13 protein-coding genes are annotated in these 16852 nt (G+C 71.9%); 3 read left to right on the top strand and 10 right to left on the bottom strand.

What is annotated here, in order from left to right; translation table 11 throughout:
- Window positions 1-12: 12 nt before the first annotated feature.
- Window positions 13-1905, top strand: coding sequence for a 30S ribosomal protein S1 (locus H3C53_11715; protein ID MBW7917333.1), 1893 nt, complete (start codon window positions 13-15; stop codon window positions 1903-1905).
- 122 nt (window positions 1906-2027) lie between these two features.
- Here H3C53_11715 and H3C53_11710 read toward each other — a convergent pair whose 3' ends face one another.
- From H3C53_11710 to mnmA, 10 genes are all read right to left on the bottom strand, one after another.
- Window positions 2028-4214 carry a hypothetical protein gene (locus H3C53_11710; protein MBW7917332.1) on the bottom strand — a complete coding sequence of 729 codons (2187 nt, stop codon included), beginning with the start codon at window positions 4212-4214 and terminating at the stop codon, window positions 2028-2030.
- Between the two features lie 7 nt (window positions 4215-4221).
- Window positions 4222-5952, bottom strand: a complete 1731-nt coding sequence (locus tag H3C53_11705; GenBank protein ID MBW7917331.1) for an Ig-like domain-containing protein — start codon at window positions 5950-5952, stop codon at window positions 4222-4224.
- Window positions 5953-6052: 100 nt separating this feature from the next.
- Window positions 6053-7093, bottom strand: coding sequence for a M48 family metalloprotease (locus H3C53_11700; protein MBW7917330.1), 1041 nt, complete (start codon window positions 7091-7093; stop codon window positions 6053-6055).
- 75 nt (window positions 7094-7168) lie between these two features.
- Window positions 7169-7966, bottom strand: a complete 798-nt coding sequence (locus H3C53_11695) for an ABC transporter permease (GenBank protein MBW7917329.1) — start codon at window positions 7964-7966, stop codon at window positions 7169-7171.
- Window positions 7963-8787: an ABC transporter permease subunit gene (locus H3C53_11690; GenBank protein ID MBW7917328.1), complete on the bottom strand. Its 825-nt coding sequence runs from the start codon at window positions 8785-8787 to the stop codon at window positions 7963-7965. Before H3C53_11690 ends, H3C53_11695 begins: the two co-directional genes overlap by 4 nt.
- Before the next feature lie 38 nt (window positions 8788-8825).
- Complete coding sequence (locus H3C53_11685) at window positions 8826-9848, bottom strand: ABC transporter ATP-binding protein (protein ID MBW7917327.1); 1023 nt, start codon at window positions 9846-9848, stop codon at window positions 8826-8828.
- Window positions 9849-9925: 77 nt separating this feature from the next.
- The gene (locus tag H3C53_11680; GenBank protein MBW7917326.1) at window positions 9926-10990 is read right to left on the bottom strand and encodes an extracellular solute-binding protein; all 1065 of its coding nucleotides are present in this window, start codon (window positions 10988-10990) and stop codon (window positions 9926-9928) included.
- A gap of 53 nt (window positions 10991-11043) precedes the next feature.
- Window positions 11044-12279 carry a PLP-dependent aminotransferase family protein gene (locus H3C53_11675; GenBank protein ID MBW7917325.1) on the bottom strand — a complete coding sequence of 412 codons (1236 nt, stop codon included), beginning with the start codon at window positions 12277-12279 and terminating at the stop codon, window positions 11044-11046.
- Between the two features lie 3 nt (window positions 12280-12282).
- Window positions 12283-12849: a LemA family protein gene (locus H3C53_11670; protein ID MBW7917324.1), complete on the bottom strand. Its 567-nt coding sequence runs from the start codon at window positions 12847-12849 to the stop codon at window positions 12283-12285.
- Window positions 12850-12963: 114 nt separating this feature from the next.
- Window positions 12964-14010, bottom strand: a complete 1047-nt coding sequence (gene mnmA, locus H3C53_11665) for a tRNA 2-thiouridine(34) synthase MnmA (GenBank protein ID MBW7917323.1) — start codon at window positions 14008-14010, stop codon at window positions 12964-12966.
- Window positions 14011-14187: 177 nt separating this feature from the next.
- On the opposite strand from mnmA, the gene H3C53_11660 reads away from it, so the two are divergent.
- A complete protein-coding gene (locus H3C53_11660) occupies window positions 14188-14592 on the top strand; it encodes a LapA family protein (GenBank protein MBW7917322.1) in 405 nt (134 codons plus the stop codon).
- A complete protein-coding gene (recJ, locus tag H3C53_11655; protein ID MBW7917321.1) occupies window positions 14592-16835 on the top strand; it encodes a single-stranded-DNA-specific exonuclease RecJ in 2244 nt (747 codons plus the stop codon). Before H3C53_11660 ends, recJ begins: the two co-directional genes overlap by 1 nt.
- The last annotated feature ends 17 nt before the right edge of the window (window positions 16836-16852 follow it).

Here is a 16852-nt window from a genome sequence, read left to right as displayed (position 1 = left end):
GACGAGATCAGCATGGAGGACGTGCTCGCCGCCAGCGACGAGCTGCTGGCACGCAAGCCCGTTCACCGCGGCATGATCACCACCGGCCAGGTCATCATGCTGGCGCAGGAAGGCATCGTCGTCGACGTCGGCGCCAAGATCGAGGGCATGCTGCCCTACAACCAGCTCTTCGAGCACGAGTCGAACGCCGAAGAGGCCGCCAAGTACTTCAAGCCCGGCGACGACATCCAGGTGTACGTCGTCAGGTCCGACATCCCCAACAGCACCATCACGCTCTCCAAGAAGCGCGCCGACCAGGAGCGCGCCTGGAACCTCCTCCAGGACATCCACGAGAACGGCAAGCCCGTCGAGGTGGAGATCGTCGAGAAGGTCAGGGGCGGCCTCGTGGCCAGCCTGGGCGTGCGCGCCTTCCTGCCCGCCAGCCAGGTGGACGTGCGCCGCGTGAACGACCTGGCGCCCTACGTGGGCCGCCGCATGAAGGTCAAGATCATCGAGCTGAACCGGCGCCGCAACCGCGTCATCATCTCGCGCCGCGCCATCCTCGAAGACGAGATGGCCCACCTCAAGGAGGACACGCTCAAGAAGCTCGAACCCGGCGCTCGCCTCGAGGGCGAGGTCGTCGAGGTAACCGACTTCGGGGTGTTCGTCAACCTGGGCGGCGTCGACGGCCTGGTGCACCGCTCCGAGCTCACGCACGGCCGCTTCAGCCACCCACGCGACGTGGTCAAGCTGGGCGACATGGTGAAGGTCGAGGTCCTCGACATGGACCTCGAGCGCGAACGCATCAACCTCTCCATGAAGAAGCTCGTGGCCGACCCGTGGGAGAACGTGCTGGCGCACTACAGCATCGGCCAGCGCATCACGGGCACCGTCACGAACCTCACCCCCTTCGGCGCGTTCGTCGAGATCGAACCCGGCCTCGAGGGCCTCATCCACGTCAGCGAGATGAGCTGGACCAAGCGTGTCCGCCACCCCAAGGAGATCGTCAACGAAGGCGATCAGGTGGAGGCGATGATCCTCAAGATCGACATGCAGCAGCAGCGCATCTCGTTGGGACTCCGCCAGACCCAGCCCGACCCGTGGTCCAGCCTGCCCGACCGCTACCCGCCCGGCACCGAGGTCACCGGCCCCATCACCGGCATCACCGACTTCGGCGTCTTCATGGAGATCGAAGAGGGCATCGAGGGCCTGGTGCACATCAGCGAGCTGTCGCACGACCACATCGACAACGTGGCCGAGCACTTCAAGCGCGGTGACGAGATCACGGCCGTGATCCTCAACATCGACCCCGTCGAGCAGCGCGCCAGCCTCTCGCGCAAGCGCATGCTGCCCTTCACCGCCGAGAACGCCGCCGAGTTCGGCGGCAACGCCCCCGCCGGTGGCGGGCGCGGCGGCTACCAGCAGGCCGGCGGACCGCAAGGCGCCAGCCGCGGACGCCGCGGGCGCCGCAGCCGCGACATCGACTACGACTACAGCTACGTGGCCGACGCCGGCAGCACCAAGACGACCACCAAGCTGGGCGACGTCTACGCCGACCTCTTCGCGCAGTTCGGCCTGGGCGACACCAAGGCCGAGGACGAAGCGCCTAAGGCGGCCGCCCCCAAGCCCGAGCCGACGCCTAAGGCCGAGAAGCCCGCGCCCGCCCCCGAACCCGTGGTGAAGGCCGAGGCCGAGGAGCCCGTCGACCCCGAGAACGCCATCGACGCCGCCGAGGCTGCCGCCCTCCTCACCGCCGCCTTCCGCCAGGGCAAGCGCCCCGCCGGGCAGCAGGCCGACGCCGCCGAGGTGGCCGCCGCCGATCACACCGACGAGGTCACGGCGGGCCACACCGACGACCACGCCGACGACCACGCGGACGACCACGTTGCCGATTACGGCAGCGACGAGGACGACACGAACGCCTGACCCTAGGGCCTAGTGACGGCCAATTGGAACCGCTCCGCCCCGCGCCTCTCGAGGCGCGGGGCGGTTCGTTCGTCACCCCTTGGAGGCCGCGGGAGTTGCCCTCGCGGCCCCAACCAAGTGCCTCAGCAGAGGCTCGTGAAGCGCAGGACCACGTAATCCTGGCCCACGTTGCTCGCGGCGTCCGTGACCTGCACCCGCAGGCGGACCAGCATGCTGACCCCGCAGACCTGGGTCTCGTAACCCGGGAGCTGCGAGATGCTCCACCTGTTCTGGGCGTCCGGCGTGACGGGGTACAGGGGACCGCCAGTGCCCGTGTCCAGGTCGTAGTCCATGAGGGCGTCCCAGGTGCCGGCGGACATGGCGTTCTCTTCCGGGTCCAATGCGTCGTACCCGAGCGTCAGCTGGTCGAACTGGCCCACTGTGATGAAGTCATGCGGACTGGAGGTGCCGACCACCGGCGGGTAGTTGGCGGGCGCCGGCAAGACGAGGAGGCTCGTGTGCGCGGTGGCGGTCCCTCCGTTGCTGTCGACGGCCACCAGCGTTATCTCCGGGTTGCCCTGCTCCGCGAAGCCCGAGTCGAGCATCACGTCGCAGCCCGTCCACGACCTGCCGCCACCGCTCCACGTCAGCTGCAGGCACGGCACGGCGAAGCCGGCCTCGTTGGGGTCGTAGGTGAACGCGCGGAACCGCACCCCCTGCCCGGCGAAGAAGGCGCTGCCGTTGGGCGGCGCCGTGATGGTCACCTGGGGCGGCGTGTTGACCACGTCGAAGCTGAGCGTCTTGGCGGTCTCCTTGCCACCCGAATCCACGGCCGTAACGGTGATCGTGCGCTTGCCGGTGGAGGCGAAGGCTACGGGCACCTCGGGTGTCGACGAACCGCTGACGGTGCCGAGCAGCCCGCCGGTCCCGTCGGCCGTGTTGCTCGAGCGGAAGGTGGTGGTGCAGCATGCGGGCCCGTCCTCGGCGTCGCTCACGGCCGCGCGCAGGTTCACCCCGTTCGGGCCCACGGGCGCCGTGGCGTCTGACAAGATCGCCACCTCCGGCGGGGTGTTCCCCGCCTGCGCCACCTCCCACTCAAGCTTCATGACGTTCTTCGCCCACTCCTTCTCGAAGAGCCAGACGTCCACCATCACGCCCACGTTGGCATCCAGCCCGGCGCTCAGCTTCCAGATGGGGTCCCGCGGGTACTCGACGTCTATGCCGACCTGCGGCACCAACTCGGCGAACGCGCCGACCACGCCGTAGAGGAGCAGCTCGCCCCGCACGGCGCCCTTCACCTTGGCCTTGGCCAGCACGTGCACGAACGAGTCGCCCTTCACGGGCTGCGCCAGCTCCTCGTGGCTGGCGTCGCTGAGATCCGACCAGTCGCCGTCCTTGTACTGCGCGCCGAGCTTGAGGGTCAACGTCTCCTGCACCTCGTAGCCGAGGCTGAAGCCCACCGAACCGTCCACCTGCAGCACCAGCTTGAGCTTCGGGACGATGACCACCGGTACGGGCCCGATCCAGAAGGTGATGGCCTTGGCCGTGAGGGAGGCGAGCGGCACCTTCTTGCTCAGCGTCACCGCCCCTGGGGTGGTGCTCTCGAGCGCCAGGCGCGCTATGACCTGGCCGCCCATCTCAAACTTGAAGTACGGGTTCGTGTCGTAGCAGAGCCAACTGCAGTTGAGGGCGAAGTCGAGGTCGAAGATGGGCTTCACGCCCACGTCGCCGTTCAGCACGATGCGGTCGTTCTTGGTCGCCGCCTGCCCGTCGGCGTCGTACACCACCACGTCGGGGAAGCTCCAGCCGAGGAAGCCCTTCGGCAGCTCGAGCGGCCCCAGGTCTCCCCCGCCGGCGGCCGCCAGCCGCTCCTGCTCGAGCGGGTCGCTCGGGTCGAACAGGCGCACGCCGTCCACGTAGTACTCGAGCGAGACGATGTCGTCCATCGTCAGGGCGAAGGTCTCGTACAACGTGCCCGACTCCAGCGCCATGTCGAGCGAGGCGGGTTCCGTCTCCACCGTCAGCTGCCCCGCCACCGAGTCGTCGACCGCCGTCACGCGCCGCAGGAAGCCGTAGGGCGCCGCGGGGGTGGGTTCGGACACGACGACGTTGCCGACCTCGAGGTCGGGCAGCGCGGCGCCGGCGAAGACGACCGATCCCGAGTCCTCGTCGAACGACTGCATGGCGGCGCGCGCCTCCCCGCTCAGCACCCGCGTGTCGGCGTTGGCCACGGCCGGGTAGTGCGGTCTGGGGTCGGGCGGCGGGCCGCTGCAGGCCACCAACAGCGCCAGCACCAGGACCGCCAGCTCGACGAACCTGCGTCTCACCATGCCTACCTCACTCTCCCCGTGCAGCTGCGCCGGTGCCGGAGCCGATCACGGGAGCGCCGCACTGGAACGAACCCGTGTAGGCCACGGGGATGGACAGGACGGGCTGCACGCCCTGCTCCCCCTCCTCGTACGCCGCCGTGAGCTCCCAGCTGTAGATGTTGCCCTGACAGGCGTAGTCGCTAGGCGGGTAGTAGGTGATCGTGAGGAGGTCGGCGCTGAGCGCCACCCGCGCCGGCGTGATCGTGTCGAACGCCTGACCGCCGCCCGTGTGGATCGAGCCGGCCATGCCCGCCAGCCGCATGGGCTCGTTGAACGTCCAGCTGATCGGCTGTCTAGGGTTGGTCGTCCTGGGGGGCGAACCGAACTTACCGGGCGCCGGTTCGGAGCCGATCAGGCGCGGGTTGAAGTTGACCATATCGAGGCCCATGCTCCAGGGGGCGCTCAGGCCGTTGCCCATCAGGTCGCTGGCCCCGGTGCCCAGCTGCAACAAGTACTGGCGGTTCTGTTCCAGGCCGCCGGCCCCGATGGTGCAGATGACGGTGTCGGGCGCGGGCCAGGCCCACATGCAGCCCACGGCCGGAACGCTGTTGAAGGCGGCCTCGGTCTTGGCCTGGTCCATGGCCTCGCTGAACTGGAAGGTCATGACACCGCCCCCGGTCGAGGGGTTCGCCGCCGACTGGAACATCGTTACCCTGGGCGGGACCACGTCGGGCACGAACCCGGTGAGGAACGACACACTCGTGCCGTCAGGCAGGGGGTTGCCGGCGAGATCCTCCGCCGTCAGCTCCATGCGGTAGGCCTTGTCGCTCTCGAAGAGGTCGGCGGCCACGCCGCCGAACTCCACCACCGTCGATCCCGAGTTCCACGACGCCGCGCCCAGGCCCGCAGCGTCCAGCGTGGCCACCACCGCGGCGTCCGGGTCGATCGGGTCGTCGCCCGTGGGCGCCTCGACCTCGAAGAGCTGGAGGGCGAGGGAGCCGGGCGCCACGGGTTCCGAGAACACGAAGCGCACCAGCGTCACGAGCCCGGTGCCCTTCACGCCGTCGGAGGGTTGGCTCGAGATCAACGTGGGCGCCGTCTTGTCGAGCGGTGTGGCGGAGACCGTGGGGGACGAGTCCGAGGTGTTCCCCACCGCGTCACGGGCCACGAGGTAGGCGTGGTAGAGGGTGTCGTTGGTCAGGGCCGTGACAACGTGCTCGGTGGCGGTCGCGGGCAACGAGGCCACGCCCGTCGGCGCCGCAGCGTCCTCGCCCCAGAAGAGCAGGTAGCCGGCCAGGTCGGGTTCCGTGTTCGCGGTCCAGGAGACGCGCATGGCGCCGTCCAGCGCCTCGGCGGCCACCCCGACGGGGGCCGCCGGCGGGCTGTCGTCGGTCAAGGTCGTGAAGCCCAGGTGCACGTCGCGCTTGGCGCCGCCGTCTCCCTCGACCACGATGGCGAAGCTCAGCGTAGTGCCGAGCGGCCAGGCGGGCGACGGGGCCACCGTGACCTCGTCGCGCGCGGGGTTGTAGACGGGGGTGGCGAGGCCCACGAGGGGCGAGGGGGTGAGCGCGAGGCTCTTGACGGGAGCGCTGAAGGTGAGGACCAGGGCCTCGCCCGGGAGGACGCCGGTGGCGCCGTCGGCCGGCGAGGCGGAGACGAGCTTGGGGGCCGCGTCGCCGGGCGGACCCGCTCCGTCGGGCGCGCAGGCGCCGAGCAGCGCGAGCGCCATGAAGCTTGCCAGCAGTGACCGGGTACGCATACAGCTTGCCTCCCTCGACTCGAGGTGGGGTGGGCAGTTCTGTGAGTTGAGAAAGCGTAGACCCGCGCCAACGCCGCGTCAATGATGCAGCGGTCCCGACCTACATGCTCCGCAGCCGCTTGATGCGTTCCGCTATTGAAGGGTGCGTCGAGAAGAGCCCGCCCTCGCCGCCCAGCTCCATGGCCGGGTTGATGATGAACATGTGCCGCACGCCCTCGCTGACCTCGAGGCGCTGCCCGGAGTAACCCGCCAGCTTCTCGAGCGCCCGCGCCAGCCCCTCCGGGTTGCGGGTGATGTAGGCGCCCGTGGCGTCGGCGAGGAACTCCCGCCGCCGGCTCACCGCGAAACGCAAGAGCATCCCCACCAGCGGGCCGAGCACCAGGAGCACGAGCAGCAACACGAGCGCCAACCCCTGCCCCATGCCGCCGCCCCCGCCCGAGCGCCGCGACGAGCGGCGCGAACCGCCGCCCCACATGCCCCACCTGAGCACCAGGTCGCGCAGCACCAGCAACGCTCCGAGCGTCGCCACGAGCATGGACATGAACCTGATGTCGTAGTTGCGCACGTGCGCCAGCTCGTGCGCGACCACCCCCTCCAGCTCCTGCCGGTCCAGCAACTGCAGCAACCCGCGCGTGACGGCTATGGAGGCGTGCTGCGGGTCGCGGCCGGTGGCGAAGGCGTTGGGGGCCGGCGAGTCGATGACGTACACCTTCGGCATGGGTACCCCGGCACCGATGGCCACGGCCTCGGCCACGTTCACGAGGTAACGGTGCTCGTCGGCCGTGGCCTGGCGCGCGCCCGCCGCGGCCAGGGCGATCTGGTCGGAGAACCAGAAGCCCGCCGCCGCCTGCCCGAAGCCGACGACCGCCGCCACCGCGACGAAGAACGCGGCCGCGCTAGGGTCCACCGCCTGCGACAGGAGGTACGCCGCCGCCACCAGCAGCAGCAGCGTGAACAGTGCCAACACCCACGAGCTGCGCTTGTTGGCGGCCTGGTAGTCGTTGAGATTGATGCGACGACCGGAGCCGGGGACGGTGAACTGGTCGCCCAGCCGCCGGAACCCGCCCCCGTCCGCGCCGGCTGGGTTCGGGTCGTCGCGCAGCTTACGCCGCGCGGCGTCGGGAGCGCCTGAGGGCCGCATGGCGCTCACTCTACGGCACGCGCCGCCGCGGCCGCCCCCCACCCGCCGGGTCCGGCCGCGGCGCTGCGCGCCGGGTCAATCGGAGCGCGCATCCGCCCCCAGCAGCCTAGGCAGGTCGCCCACCTTGCCAACCAGACCGAACAGCAGCGCCGCCACCAGGAAGAACAGCAGCGAGATGGCCGCCATGACGGGACTGTAACCGTAGCGGAGGCTGTTGAAGATCTTGACGGGCAGCGTCTCGAAGGTGAACCCGACCGTCATGTAGGCGATGATGTACTCGTTCAGCGACAGCACGAACGCGAAGATGTAGCCCGCCACCACGTAGGGACGCAGGTTGGGCCACACGACCGTGCGCGCCACGGTTGCAGGGGTGGCCCCCATGGTCACGGCCGCCTCCACCACCTCGCGGTTGAGGCCCGCGAAGCCCAGCATGATGGTGGCCAGCGGCAGCGTAACCAGGAACACCCCGTGCGACAGGACCACCGTGTACGGCTGGCCGAAGCTGCGCAGCACGATCCAGAGGACCAGGGCGCCCAGCGCGGTCACCACGGGCGGCAGCGCGAACGGCGCGAAGCCGAGCAGCAGCACGGCCCGCGACAGGCGCGTGCCCCAGCGCCACACCACGTAGGCCAGGGGCGCCGCGATGCTGACGGCTATGACGCCGGCCAGCAGCGCCACCACCACGCTGCGCAGCGCCGGCGCCGACCAGTCGGCCTGCGTGAAGAACTCCCGGTACCACCTGAGCGACACGCCCTGGGGCGGGAAGAACAGCACCTTCTTGGCGTTGAGCGACACGCCGGCGATGACGAGGATGGGCAGCAGCAGGTAGAGCGCCACCGCCCCCATGAAGAGCCTCCGCCACCACGCCCTCACGCCTCCACCCGCCTCCGGCCGAGGCCAAACGCCAACAGTCCGGCGCTGACGACCACCCCCACCACCAGCAGCACCACGGCCAGCGCGGCGGCGAGCGGCAGGTTGGACTTGAGGACGGCCTGGTCGGTGATGTGCACGGGCACCGTCCACTGCGGCGGCCGCCCGAGCGACTGCGGGATGACGTACGCGCCCAGCACGAAGATGAACACGAGCGCCACGCCGCCGGCCACGGCGCGCCTGAGCACCGGCACGACGACCGACAGGAACGCCCTGACGGGCGAAGCGCCGAGCGTGGCCGCCGCCTCCACCAGCTCGGGGTTGAGCCGCGACACGGGCGGGTAGAAGGTGAGCACCGTGAGCGGCAGCGCGACGAACACCAGTGCCAACAGCACGGCAGCCAGGCCGGGGCTCCAGGCGCGCGGCGCGTCGAGCACCCCCAGCCACACGAGGAGGTTCGACACGCCCGAGGTGCGCGACAGCATGAGCGACCAGCTGAACGCCACGATCACCTCGGAGAGCGACAGCGACGCCAGCACGAGCACCAGGTACTTGACCTGGCGCCGGCGCGGCAGGCGCGTGAGCAGGTAGGTGAACGGCAAGCCCACCGCGAGGCACACGGCCGCCACGGCCACGGCGAGCACGACGCTCACGCCCAGCCGCTCAAGGTAGAAGGGGGCCAACGCGGCCGCGTAGTTGTCGAGCACGGCCGCGGGCTCGAAGAAGGCGGCCTGCACGCGCCGGAAGAACGACACGATCAGGATGACGGCCAGGGGCGCCACGAACAGCACGAGGAGCGCCGCGGCCGGCCACGCCAGCAGCAGGTTCGGCGCCGCGCCGCCGCGCCGGCCGCCCGAGGCGCTCACGCCGTGAGCACCACCGCTCTGTCGGGCGGCAGCTCGAGCCACACGGCGGCGCCCTCGCTCAGGCCGTGCCCCGTCACGACCGTCAGCTCCAGCTCGCCCACCCTCACGTAGCTCTCCACGAGCCGGCCGAGGTCACGCACGAAGCTCACGCGCCCCTCCAGGGCGGGGAGGGGCGGCGCGCTGACGTGGAGCGCCACGTCCTCGGGCCGGATGGAGAGCGCCACGGCGCCGGTCGCCCCGCTCGGCACCGGCGCGGGCACGCGCACGCCCAGCACCGTCACCTCGCGCGGCCCCGTGACCTGGGCGGGGAGCAGGTTGTTGGTTCCGATGAAGCCGGCCACGAAGCGGTTGACGGGCTGGCGGTAGATGTCGAGCGGCGCCCCCACCTGCTGCACGCGCCCCGCGCCCATGACGACGACCAGGTCGGCCATGGTGAGGGCCTCCTCCTGGTCGTGCGTGACGATGATGGTGGTGATGCCCAGCTCGCGCTGCAGGCGCCTCAGCTCGACCTGCATGGCGCCGCGCAGCTTGGCGTCGAGCGCCGACAGCGGTTCGTCGAGCAGGAAGAGGCGCGGGTCGAGCGCCAACGCGCGCGCCATGGCCACGCGCTGGCGTTGGCCGCCCGACAGCTGGCTGATGCCGCGTCGACCCAAGCCGGGCAGCTGCACGAGCTCGAGCAGCTCGGCGGCGCGCGCGGCGCGCCGGGCCCGGCTCACGCCCCGGATCTTCAGGCCGTACGCCACGTTCTCGGCCACGTTCAGGTGGGGGAACAGGGCGAACGACTGGAAGACCATGCCGATGTTGCGGCGGTGCGCCGGCAGGGCGGTGAGGTCCTCGTTGCCGAGGTAGACGCGCCCGCTGGTGGGCGTCTCGAGACCGGCGATGGTGCGCAGTAGCGTGGTCTTGCCGCAGCCGGACGGGCCCAGGAAGCAGATGAGCTTGCCGCCAGGCAGGTGGAGCGTGACGTCGTCGAGGGCCAGCGTGGCGCCGAACGCCTTCGTCAGGCCCTCGACCACCAACGGCTCGGCGGCGGCGCGCGCCGGGCCGTCGCCGGCGGACGCCGCGCCGCCGCCGGCGACGGCCCGGGGCCGGTCGCTCAGCGGGTGACCCGTTCCGACCAGACCTGGTTGATCCAGTCGCCGCGCTCCAGGTAGATGTCGTAGCGCGGGATGATGGGCGCTATGTCTGACGACACCGCGGCGAACTCCTCGTCTGTGAGCGTGAGGAACTCGCGCTGGACGGTGGGCGCGGTGCCCAGCTTGCGGGCCACCAGGTCCTGCACGCGCGGCTGCATGAACCAGTTTATGAACTCGAGCGCCTCCGGCACCTTGGTGCTGGCGCGCGTCACGGCCCACGAACCGGAGTCGAGCACGCCGCCCTCGGCCGGGAAGGTGGAGCGCACCGGGAAGCCGTCGGAGGCTGCCAGGCCGGTGACGTCGTGGTAGTACTCGCCCATCGGGATCTCGCCCGACTGCAGCGCCTGCTGGAACTGGCCCTCGTCGCGGTACCAGAGCTGCACGTTGGGCGCCAGCTCGGCCAGCTTGTCGATGACCTGCAGGATGCCCTCCTCAGTGTCCAGGATGTCGGTGCCGCCGAAGAACGTGGTGGCAGTTATCTCGAGGAGGAACGAGTTGATGGGCAGGGCCAGCAGGCCTTCCTGGTTGGGGTGGTCGCCCCACAGCTCGGCCCACGACGTGGGGGCCTCCGGGAAGACGTCCGTGTTCGTGACGAGGGTGATGTACCAGGAGACGGCGCCGACGCCCACGAGGCGCCCGGCGGCGTCGCGGTTGAGGAGCTGCGGGCGCATGAACTCGAGGTTGGGCAGGGCGGCCTCGTCGAGGGGCACCCACAGCTCCGAGCCGATGCCGCGCGCCAATGGGCCCTGCGCCATCATCGACACGTCGGCGGGCGCCTGCCCGGCGCGGGCGGCGGCCTCGAGCTGCACCAGCCACGCCTCGCCGGTCGGCTCCGCGACCGACTCGACGGCGATGCCCGTCTCCTCCGTGAAGAGCGGGAACACGTGCTCGTCGAAGCTGTCCTTGAAGTAGCCGCCGTAGACGCCGATCTTGACGCTACGGTCCTGGGCGACGGCCACGGAGGCCAGCGCCAACGCGGCGGCGGCGAGCGTGGCGAGCAGCGGGCGGATGCGGTTGCGGGTCATGTAGGTACCTCCGGTGGCGGCGCTGCCGCCCTCTGCTGGTCGTTCAGGCGGCCCTAGCCGCCCACGTTGGCGGATTCTACCGCCACCGCCAGCCGCTCGACTCCCAACTCGAGCCGGGCGGGGTCGTAATGGGCGAAGGAGAGACGCAGCCGCTCCCCTTGACCGCCCGCCGTCGAGAAGGCGCTGCCGGGCACGAAGCCGACGCCTCCCGCGCGGGCGCGCTCCAGCAGCGCGCCGCCCGTGGGCGCCGCGCCCGGCACGCGCAGCCAGATGAAGTAGCCGCCCGCCGGCGCCACGAACTCCGCGGCGGGCAGGTGACGGCGCAGCGCCGCTCCCAACGCGGCAGCGCGGCGGGCCAGCTCACCCCGCAGCATGTCGAGGTGCTCGTCGGCCCCGCCGGCGCGCAGGGCGTGCTCCACCACGGCGCCCACCAGCGGGTTGAGCCCCCCGCCGCTCTGGAGCAGCCCCGAGGTCTCGAAGGTGCGCAGGAGCGGCGGCGGGGCGACGAGCCAGCCCAGGCGCAGGCCGGGTGCGAGGACCTTGGAGAACGAGTTGAGGGACACCACGCGTTCGGCGCCGCGCCGCGCGAGCGACGGCGCCGGTCCCGCGCCGAAGTCGAGGAGGCGGTAGACCTCGTCGGCCAGCAGCCAGGCGCCGTGCCGCTCCGTTACCTCGAGCACGCGCCGCGCCCTTGCGGCGCTCAGGCTGGCGCCGGTGGGGTTCCCGAAGGCCGGCACGAGGTACGCGAGGGCGCCAGGGTGCCGCGCGAGGGCCTCGTCGAGCGCCTCCGGCAGCATGCCGCCCTCGTCGCCCGCCACCGGCACCTGCCGCAGGCGGTGGTCCCGGAAGATGAGCTTGGCGAGGTGGTAGGTGGGCTCCTCAACGAGCACGACGCCGCCGGGTTCGGCGAGGAGCGTGCAGAGCAGGTCGAGCGCCACCGTGATGCCGCTGGTGATCACCAGCTCGTCGGGGCCGGGAGCACCAACGAGGTCGACGCCGCCCTCGGTGCCGCGGGTGGCGGTGGCCGCGGCACCGGCGGCGCGCCGGCTCAACCAGGCCGCGACGGCCTCCCGCAGGCCGAGGGGGCCGCGCTCCGCGCCGTACTGGAGGAGCTCGGGGTCGCGCCGTTGGAGCGCCACCGCGCCGGCCTCGGCCACGACCCGGAACGGCAGCAGCTCGGTCCCCGGCTGGCCCCTGCCGAGGTCGATCAGCTCAAGCGGACCGCCCCCGGCGGCGCCGTGCGGCGCGCCGGGGGCGGTGGCGGGTGCGGCTCGTGACCCGGGTCTCAAGCTCTACGCGCTGGGCGTGGCGCCGAACGACACCTGCGGCACCGCGCGGTCACCCTCCGGGATCTGCAGGAACACGGCCGGCTTCTTGTTCATGGGCCCGGCGAGGAACACGGCGGGCACCGTCTCGATGAGCGTGTTGTACTGCATGACGGCGTCGTTGTAGAACTGGCGCGCGTAGGCGATCTTGTTCTCGACGCCGGAGAGTTCCTCCTGCAGCAGCTTGAAGTTCTCGTTGGCCTTGAGGTCCGGGTAGGCCTCCGCCACGGCGAACAGCCGACCTAGCGCGGCCGACATGGCGTTGGCGGCCTCGGCGGACTCGTTGACGGAGTGCGCGTTCATGAGGGCGGAGCGGGAGCGGGTGACCTCCTCGAAGACCTGACTCTCGTGCGCGGCGTAGCCCTTCACCGTCTCGACGAGGTTGGGGATGAGGTCGGAGCGGCGCTTGAGCTGGACGTCGATCTGGCTCCAGGCGTTCTGGTAGCGCTTCTCGTACGCCACTATGCGGTTGTAGATCGAGACCGCGTAGAACGCCAGCGCGACCAGTATGACGAGGACTATGAGGCCTCCCATGATTGAACCTCCTGTGCAGATTGTAGCGGATGGCGCGGCGGCCGTTGGGCGTGGCCGCCCGGCGCGACCGCGCGACCCGACCCGACCGCCGCGCCGACGACTCGCAGCGTCCGGTCAGGCCCGGCTGGTGATGACGCCGCCGCCCAGGAGCCGCTCGCCCTGGTAGATCACGGCGCTCTGGCCGGTGGCCACGCCGAACTGCGGTTCGTCGAACTTGAGCCGGAAGCGGCCCTCGCCGAGCAAGGTGAGGGTGGCGGGCTCGGGTTCCTGGCGGTAACGCACCTGCGCCTCGACCCGGCGCGGCAGGTGCTCGTCCTCGGTGAGGAAGTTGCCGCGGTGCGCCTCGAGGGTGCGCCACTGGCACATCTCGCGCGGGCCGACCACGACCTCGTTGGTGTCGGGCCGCAGCTCGATGACGTAGCGCTCCACGTGCGAGTGGTGGAGGCCGAGGCCGCGCTTCTGCCCGATGGTGTAGTAGGCCACGCCGCGGTGCTCGCCCACCACGCGGTAACCGTCGGCCGCGTCGACCACGTTGCCTGGAACGGCGCGCGTGTACTCCTCGAGGTACGCCTTCACCGTGGTGGGCACGAAGCAGAGGCCCGACGAGCTCTTCTTCTCGGCCGTGCGCAGGCTGCGCTGGGCGGCCATGGCCCGCACCTCGGCCTTGGTGAGGTCGCCCAGCGGGAAGAGGAGGTACTTGAGGATGGTGCGCGGCAGGGCCCACAGGAAGTAGGTCTGGTCCTTGTCGTCGTCCTTGCCGCGGTGCAACTCGGGACCGTTGGGACCGTCGACGCGGCGCACGAAGTGGCCGGAGGCCATGTACTCGCAACCCAGCGCCTGGGCGCGCTCCACGAACGCGCCGAACTTGATGTGGCGGTTGCACCACACGCACGGGTTGGGCGTGGCGCCCGCCTGGTAGGTGGGCACGAACGGGTCGATCACGATCTCCTGGAAGGTGTCGCGGAAGTCCAGCAGGTAGAACGGTACGTCCAGCGCGTCGGCCACGCGCCGCGCGTCGTAGGCGGCGTCCGGACTGCAGCACAGGTCGAAGGCGCCGGCGGGCTTGTCGTCGGGCCAGAAGCGCAACATGCTGCCGACCACCTCGTACCCCTGCTCGGCGAGGAGCGCGGCGGCGACGGACGAGTCGACCCCGCCCGACATGGCGGCCAACACCTTGACGGGCCTGACGGCGCCGTCGGCCTGACCGGTCGCGCCTGCGGCGGTGAGGGTGAGGGGTGTGGTGGTCACGGCGTTAGATTGTACGTGCCGGCGGCCCCGGCGCGGACGCGCGAGGTTACCGAGGCGGGCCCCTGCGGTAGAATCCCTCAGGAGGTGAGCGTGAAGGGCGTAAGAATCGTTCGCGTCATCCTTGTCGTGGCGTTGGCCGCGTACCTGTGGCTCTTCCACACCGCCAACCGGCAGCAGGTCGAGCTGCCCATCCTGAGCGCCTTCCTGCCACCCATCCCGGTGGCGTACGTGGTCGCCCTCGCGCTGGTCATCGGCTGGGTCGTGGGGTTCGTGCCCGCGCGCCTGCGCGCCTGGCGCCGCGGCCGCGAGCTGACGAAGCTCCGCTCCCGCCTGGCCGAGTACGAGTCGGCCGCCGCGCCCCCGCCGCCCCACCCCACGCCCTCGCCCGCCGGCCCGCGCGCCGCCTTCGCCACGGCGGAGCGCGAGGTGCCCGTGATCCCCGACCGCGGCAACCTGTACCACGCAGAACCGCCCACCGACGACGAAGCCGGTTGATGCCGCCGGGCGTCCCCGAGGCCCGGTGGTCCGTTAGGCCGCCGGCGCCGCCGGCCGCCGTCGCCGCGCTGAGCCGCGCCCTGCAGGTGCCGCCGGCCCTCGCGGCCATACTGTGGGCGCGCGGCCTGCGCGACGAGGCCGCCGACCACCTCTCGCCACCGCTCATCCTCAGCCCGAACCCCGCCCTGCGGGAGGCGGCCCGGCGGCTGGCGCGCGCGGTCAGGCGCGGCGAACGCGTGCTGGTGCACGGCGACTACGACGCCGACGGCATCAGCGGCACGGCCGTCCTCTACCTGGGCCTGCAGGAGCTGGGGGCGCAGGTGGCCACCTTCATCCCCGACCGCCTGACGGACGGCTACGGCATCAGCGCCGCGCGCGTGCCCGAGCACGCCGCGCGCGCCGACCTCTTCGTGACCGTCGACTGCGGCGTCACCAACCTGAGGGAGATCGCCGCCCTGCAGGCCGCCGGCGTGGAGGTCATCGTCACCGACCACCACACCCCCGGCGAGGCCCTGCCGCCGTGCCTCGTGGTGCACCCGGGCCTCTCCCCCGCCGCGCGCCGCGGCCTGCCCGAGCTGACGGGCGCCGGCGTGGCCTTCCACCTCCTGTGGGCGCTCCACGACGAGCTCGGCCTCGAACCGCCCCTCGACTACGCCGACCTCGCCACCATCGGCACCATCGCCGACGTGGCGCCGCTCCTCGGCGAGAACCGCGCCCTCATCCGCGAGGGGCTGGCGCGCCTCGCCGACTCGCGCTGGCCCGGCCTGCGCGCCAGCGTGAGCCAGGCACGGCTCGCGCCCCCCATCGACGCGCGCAGCGTGGCGTTCGTGCTGGCGCCCCGCCTCAACGCCGCCGGGCGGCTGGGCGAGGCCGAGGTCGGGCTCGAGCTGCTCGTCACGCGCTCCGAGCGGCGCGCCGCCGAGCTGGCCGTCTACCTCGACGCCCGCAACCTGGAGCGCCGCAAGATCCAGGACGAGATGTACGAGTCGGCCCTCGCCAAGGCCGACGCGAGCGCGCCCGCGCTGGTGCTCGAGGACGCGGCGTGGCACCCGGGCGTGATGGGCATCGTCGCCAGCAAGCTGCTCGAGCGCTTCTACCTCCCCGTCTACATAGCCGCCGACGGCAAGGGCAGCGTGCGCTCCACCCCCGGCATCTCCGCCGTGGAGGGGCTGCGGGCGGCGGCGCCCCACCTGCTGCGCTACGGGGGCCACAAGCAGGCGGCGGGCTTCGCGCTCGACATGGCCGAGTTCCCCGCCTTCCGTGACGCCGTCCACGCCTTCGCCGCGAAGCATCCGCGGCCGGTGCCGAACGTGACGACCGACGCCGTCATGGGCGTCGACGAGGTCGACCCCGGCCTCTACCGCGCCATCCTCGACCTGGCGCCGTTCGGCGAGGGCCACCCCGCGCCGCTCTTCGCGCTGGCCGGCACCCTCACCTCCGCGCGCGCCGTCGGGCAGGGCGGCGGCACGCTCCAGCTCCGCATAGGCGGCGTGAAGGGCGTGGCGTGGCGCATGGGCGAGCTGGCCGCCACCCTGCCGGTTGGCGAGGCCGTCACCGCCGCGGTGGAGCTCGAGGAGAACGAGTTCAACGGCGCCCGCACCCTCGAGTTCCGCGCCAACGCCGTGCGCCCCGCGGCGCCCCTGCCGCTCGCTCCCGAGGTGCCGGTCAACGGCGCCACGGCGGCGGTGGTGGCCGCGCCCGTCAGCCGCACGGGCGCGGGCACGCTGCTCGCCGACCTCGGCCCCGACCCGGTGGCCACCCTGGCGGCGGCGGCCGGCGGCGCCGAACCCGTGGTGCTGGCGCTGCCCGAGGACGCCGTGCACGCGCTCGAGCGCGAGGCCACCAGCTACCCCACCGTCGCGGAGGTGCGCCGCGGCCTGCAGGCGCTGCGGCGCGGCGCACCCAGCCCGTTCCTCGAGCCCAAGGCGGGGCGGGTGCTGACGGCGCTGCGCGAGCTGGGGACGCTCGACGAACGCGACCGCCCCGTGAGGCTGCCGCCGGGCACGCGCCTCTCGCCCTACGAGTCCCCCAGCCTCATGGCGGGCCTGATGCGGCGCTACCGCCTGCGCACCTTCGTGCACGCCTACCGCCACCTGGACGAGCACGGCCTGGCGGTCACGGTCATGCGCCTCTTCGGCGCGCAGCCGGGCGCGGCCGAGGGGGATGGCGCCGCCGAGGACGCCACCGAAGACGCCACCGAAGCCACCACCTCGCGGGAGCGCGTGCCACACGCCCTATACTGAGCGCGTGGCACTCCAGA

This window comes from Trueperaceae bacterium (assembly GCA_019454765.1).
Classification (GTDB): domain Bacteria; phylum Deinococcota; class Deinococci; order Deinococcales; family Trueperaceae; genus JAAYYF01.
Note: the sequence above shows the minus strand (reverse complement) of the source record. Positions and strands in the feature narration are given on the sequence as shown.

What these genes read in the sequence shown, in the direction of transcription:
- H3C53_11680 (MBW7917326.1), bottom strand. Translation starts at nt 10,990, where the DNA reads ATGACCCGCAACCGCATCCGCCCGCTGCTCGCCACGCTCGCCGCCGCC.
- H3C53_11710 (MBW7917332.1), bottom strand. Translation starts at nt 4,214, where the DNA reads ATGGTGAGACGCAGGTTCGTCGAGCTGGCGGTCCTGGTGCTGGCGCTG.
- H3C53_11705 (MBW7917331.1), bottom strand. Translation starts at nt 5,952, where the DNA reads ATGCGTACCCGGTCACTGCTGGCAAGCTTCATGGCGCTCGCGCTGCTC.
- recJ (MBW7917321.1), top strand. Translation starts at nt 14,592, where the DNA reads ATGCCGCCGGGCGTCCCCGAGGCCCGGTGGTCCGTTAGGCCGCCGGCG.
- H3C53_11700 (MBW7917330.1), bottom strand. Translation starts at nt 7,093, where the DNA reads ATGCGGCCCTCAGGCGCTCCCGACGCCGCGCGGCGTAAGCTGCGCGAC.
- H3C53_11670 (MBW7917324.1), bottom strand. Translation starts at nt 12,849, where the DNA reads ATGGGAGGCCTCATAGTCCTCGTCATACTGGTCGCGCTGGCGTTCTAC.
- mnmA (MBW7917323.1), bottom strand. Translation starts at nt 14,010, where the DNA reads ATGTCGGGCGGGGTCGACTCGTCCGTCGCCGCCGCGCTCCTCGCCGAG.
- H3C53_11715 (MBW7917333.1), top strand. Translation starts at nt 13, where the DNA reads ATGGAGGACGTGCTCGCCGCCAGCGACGAGCTGCTGGCACGCAAGCCC.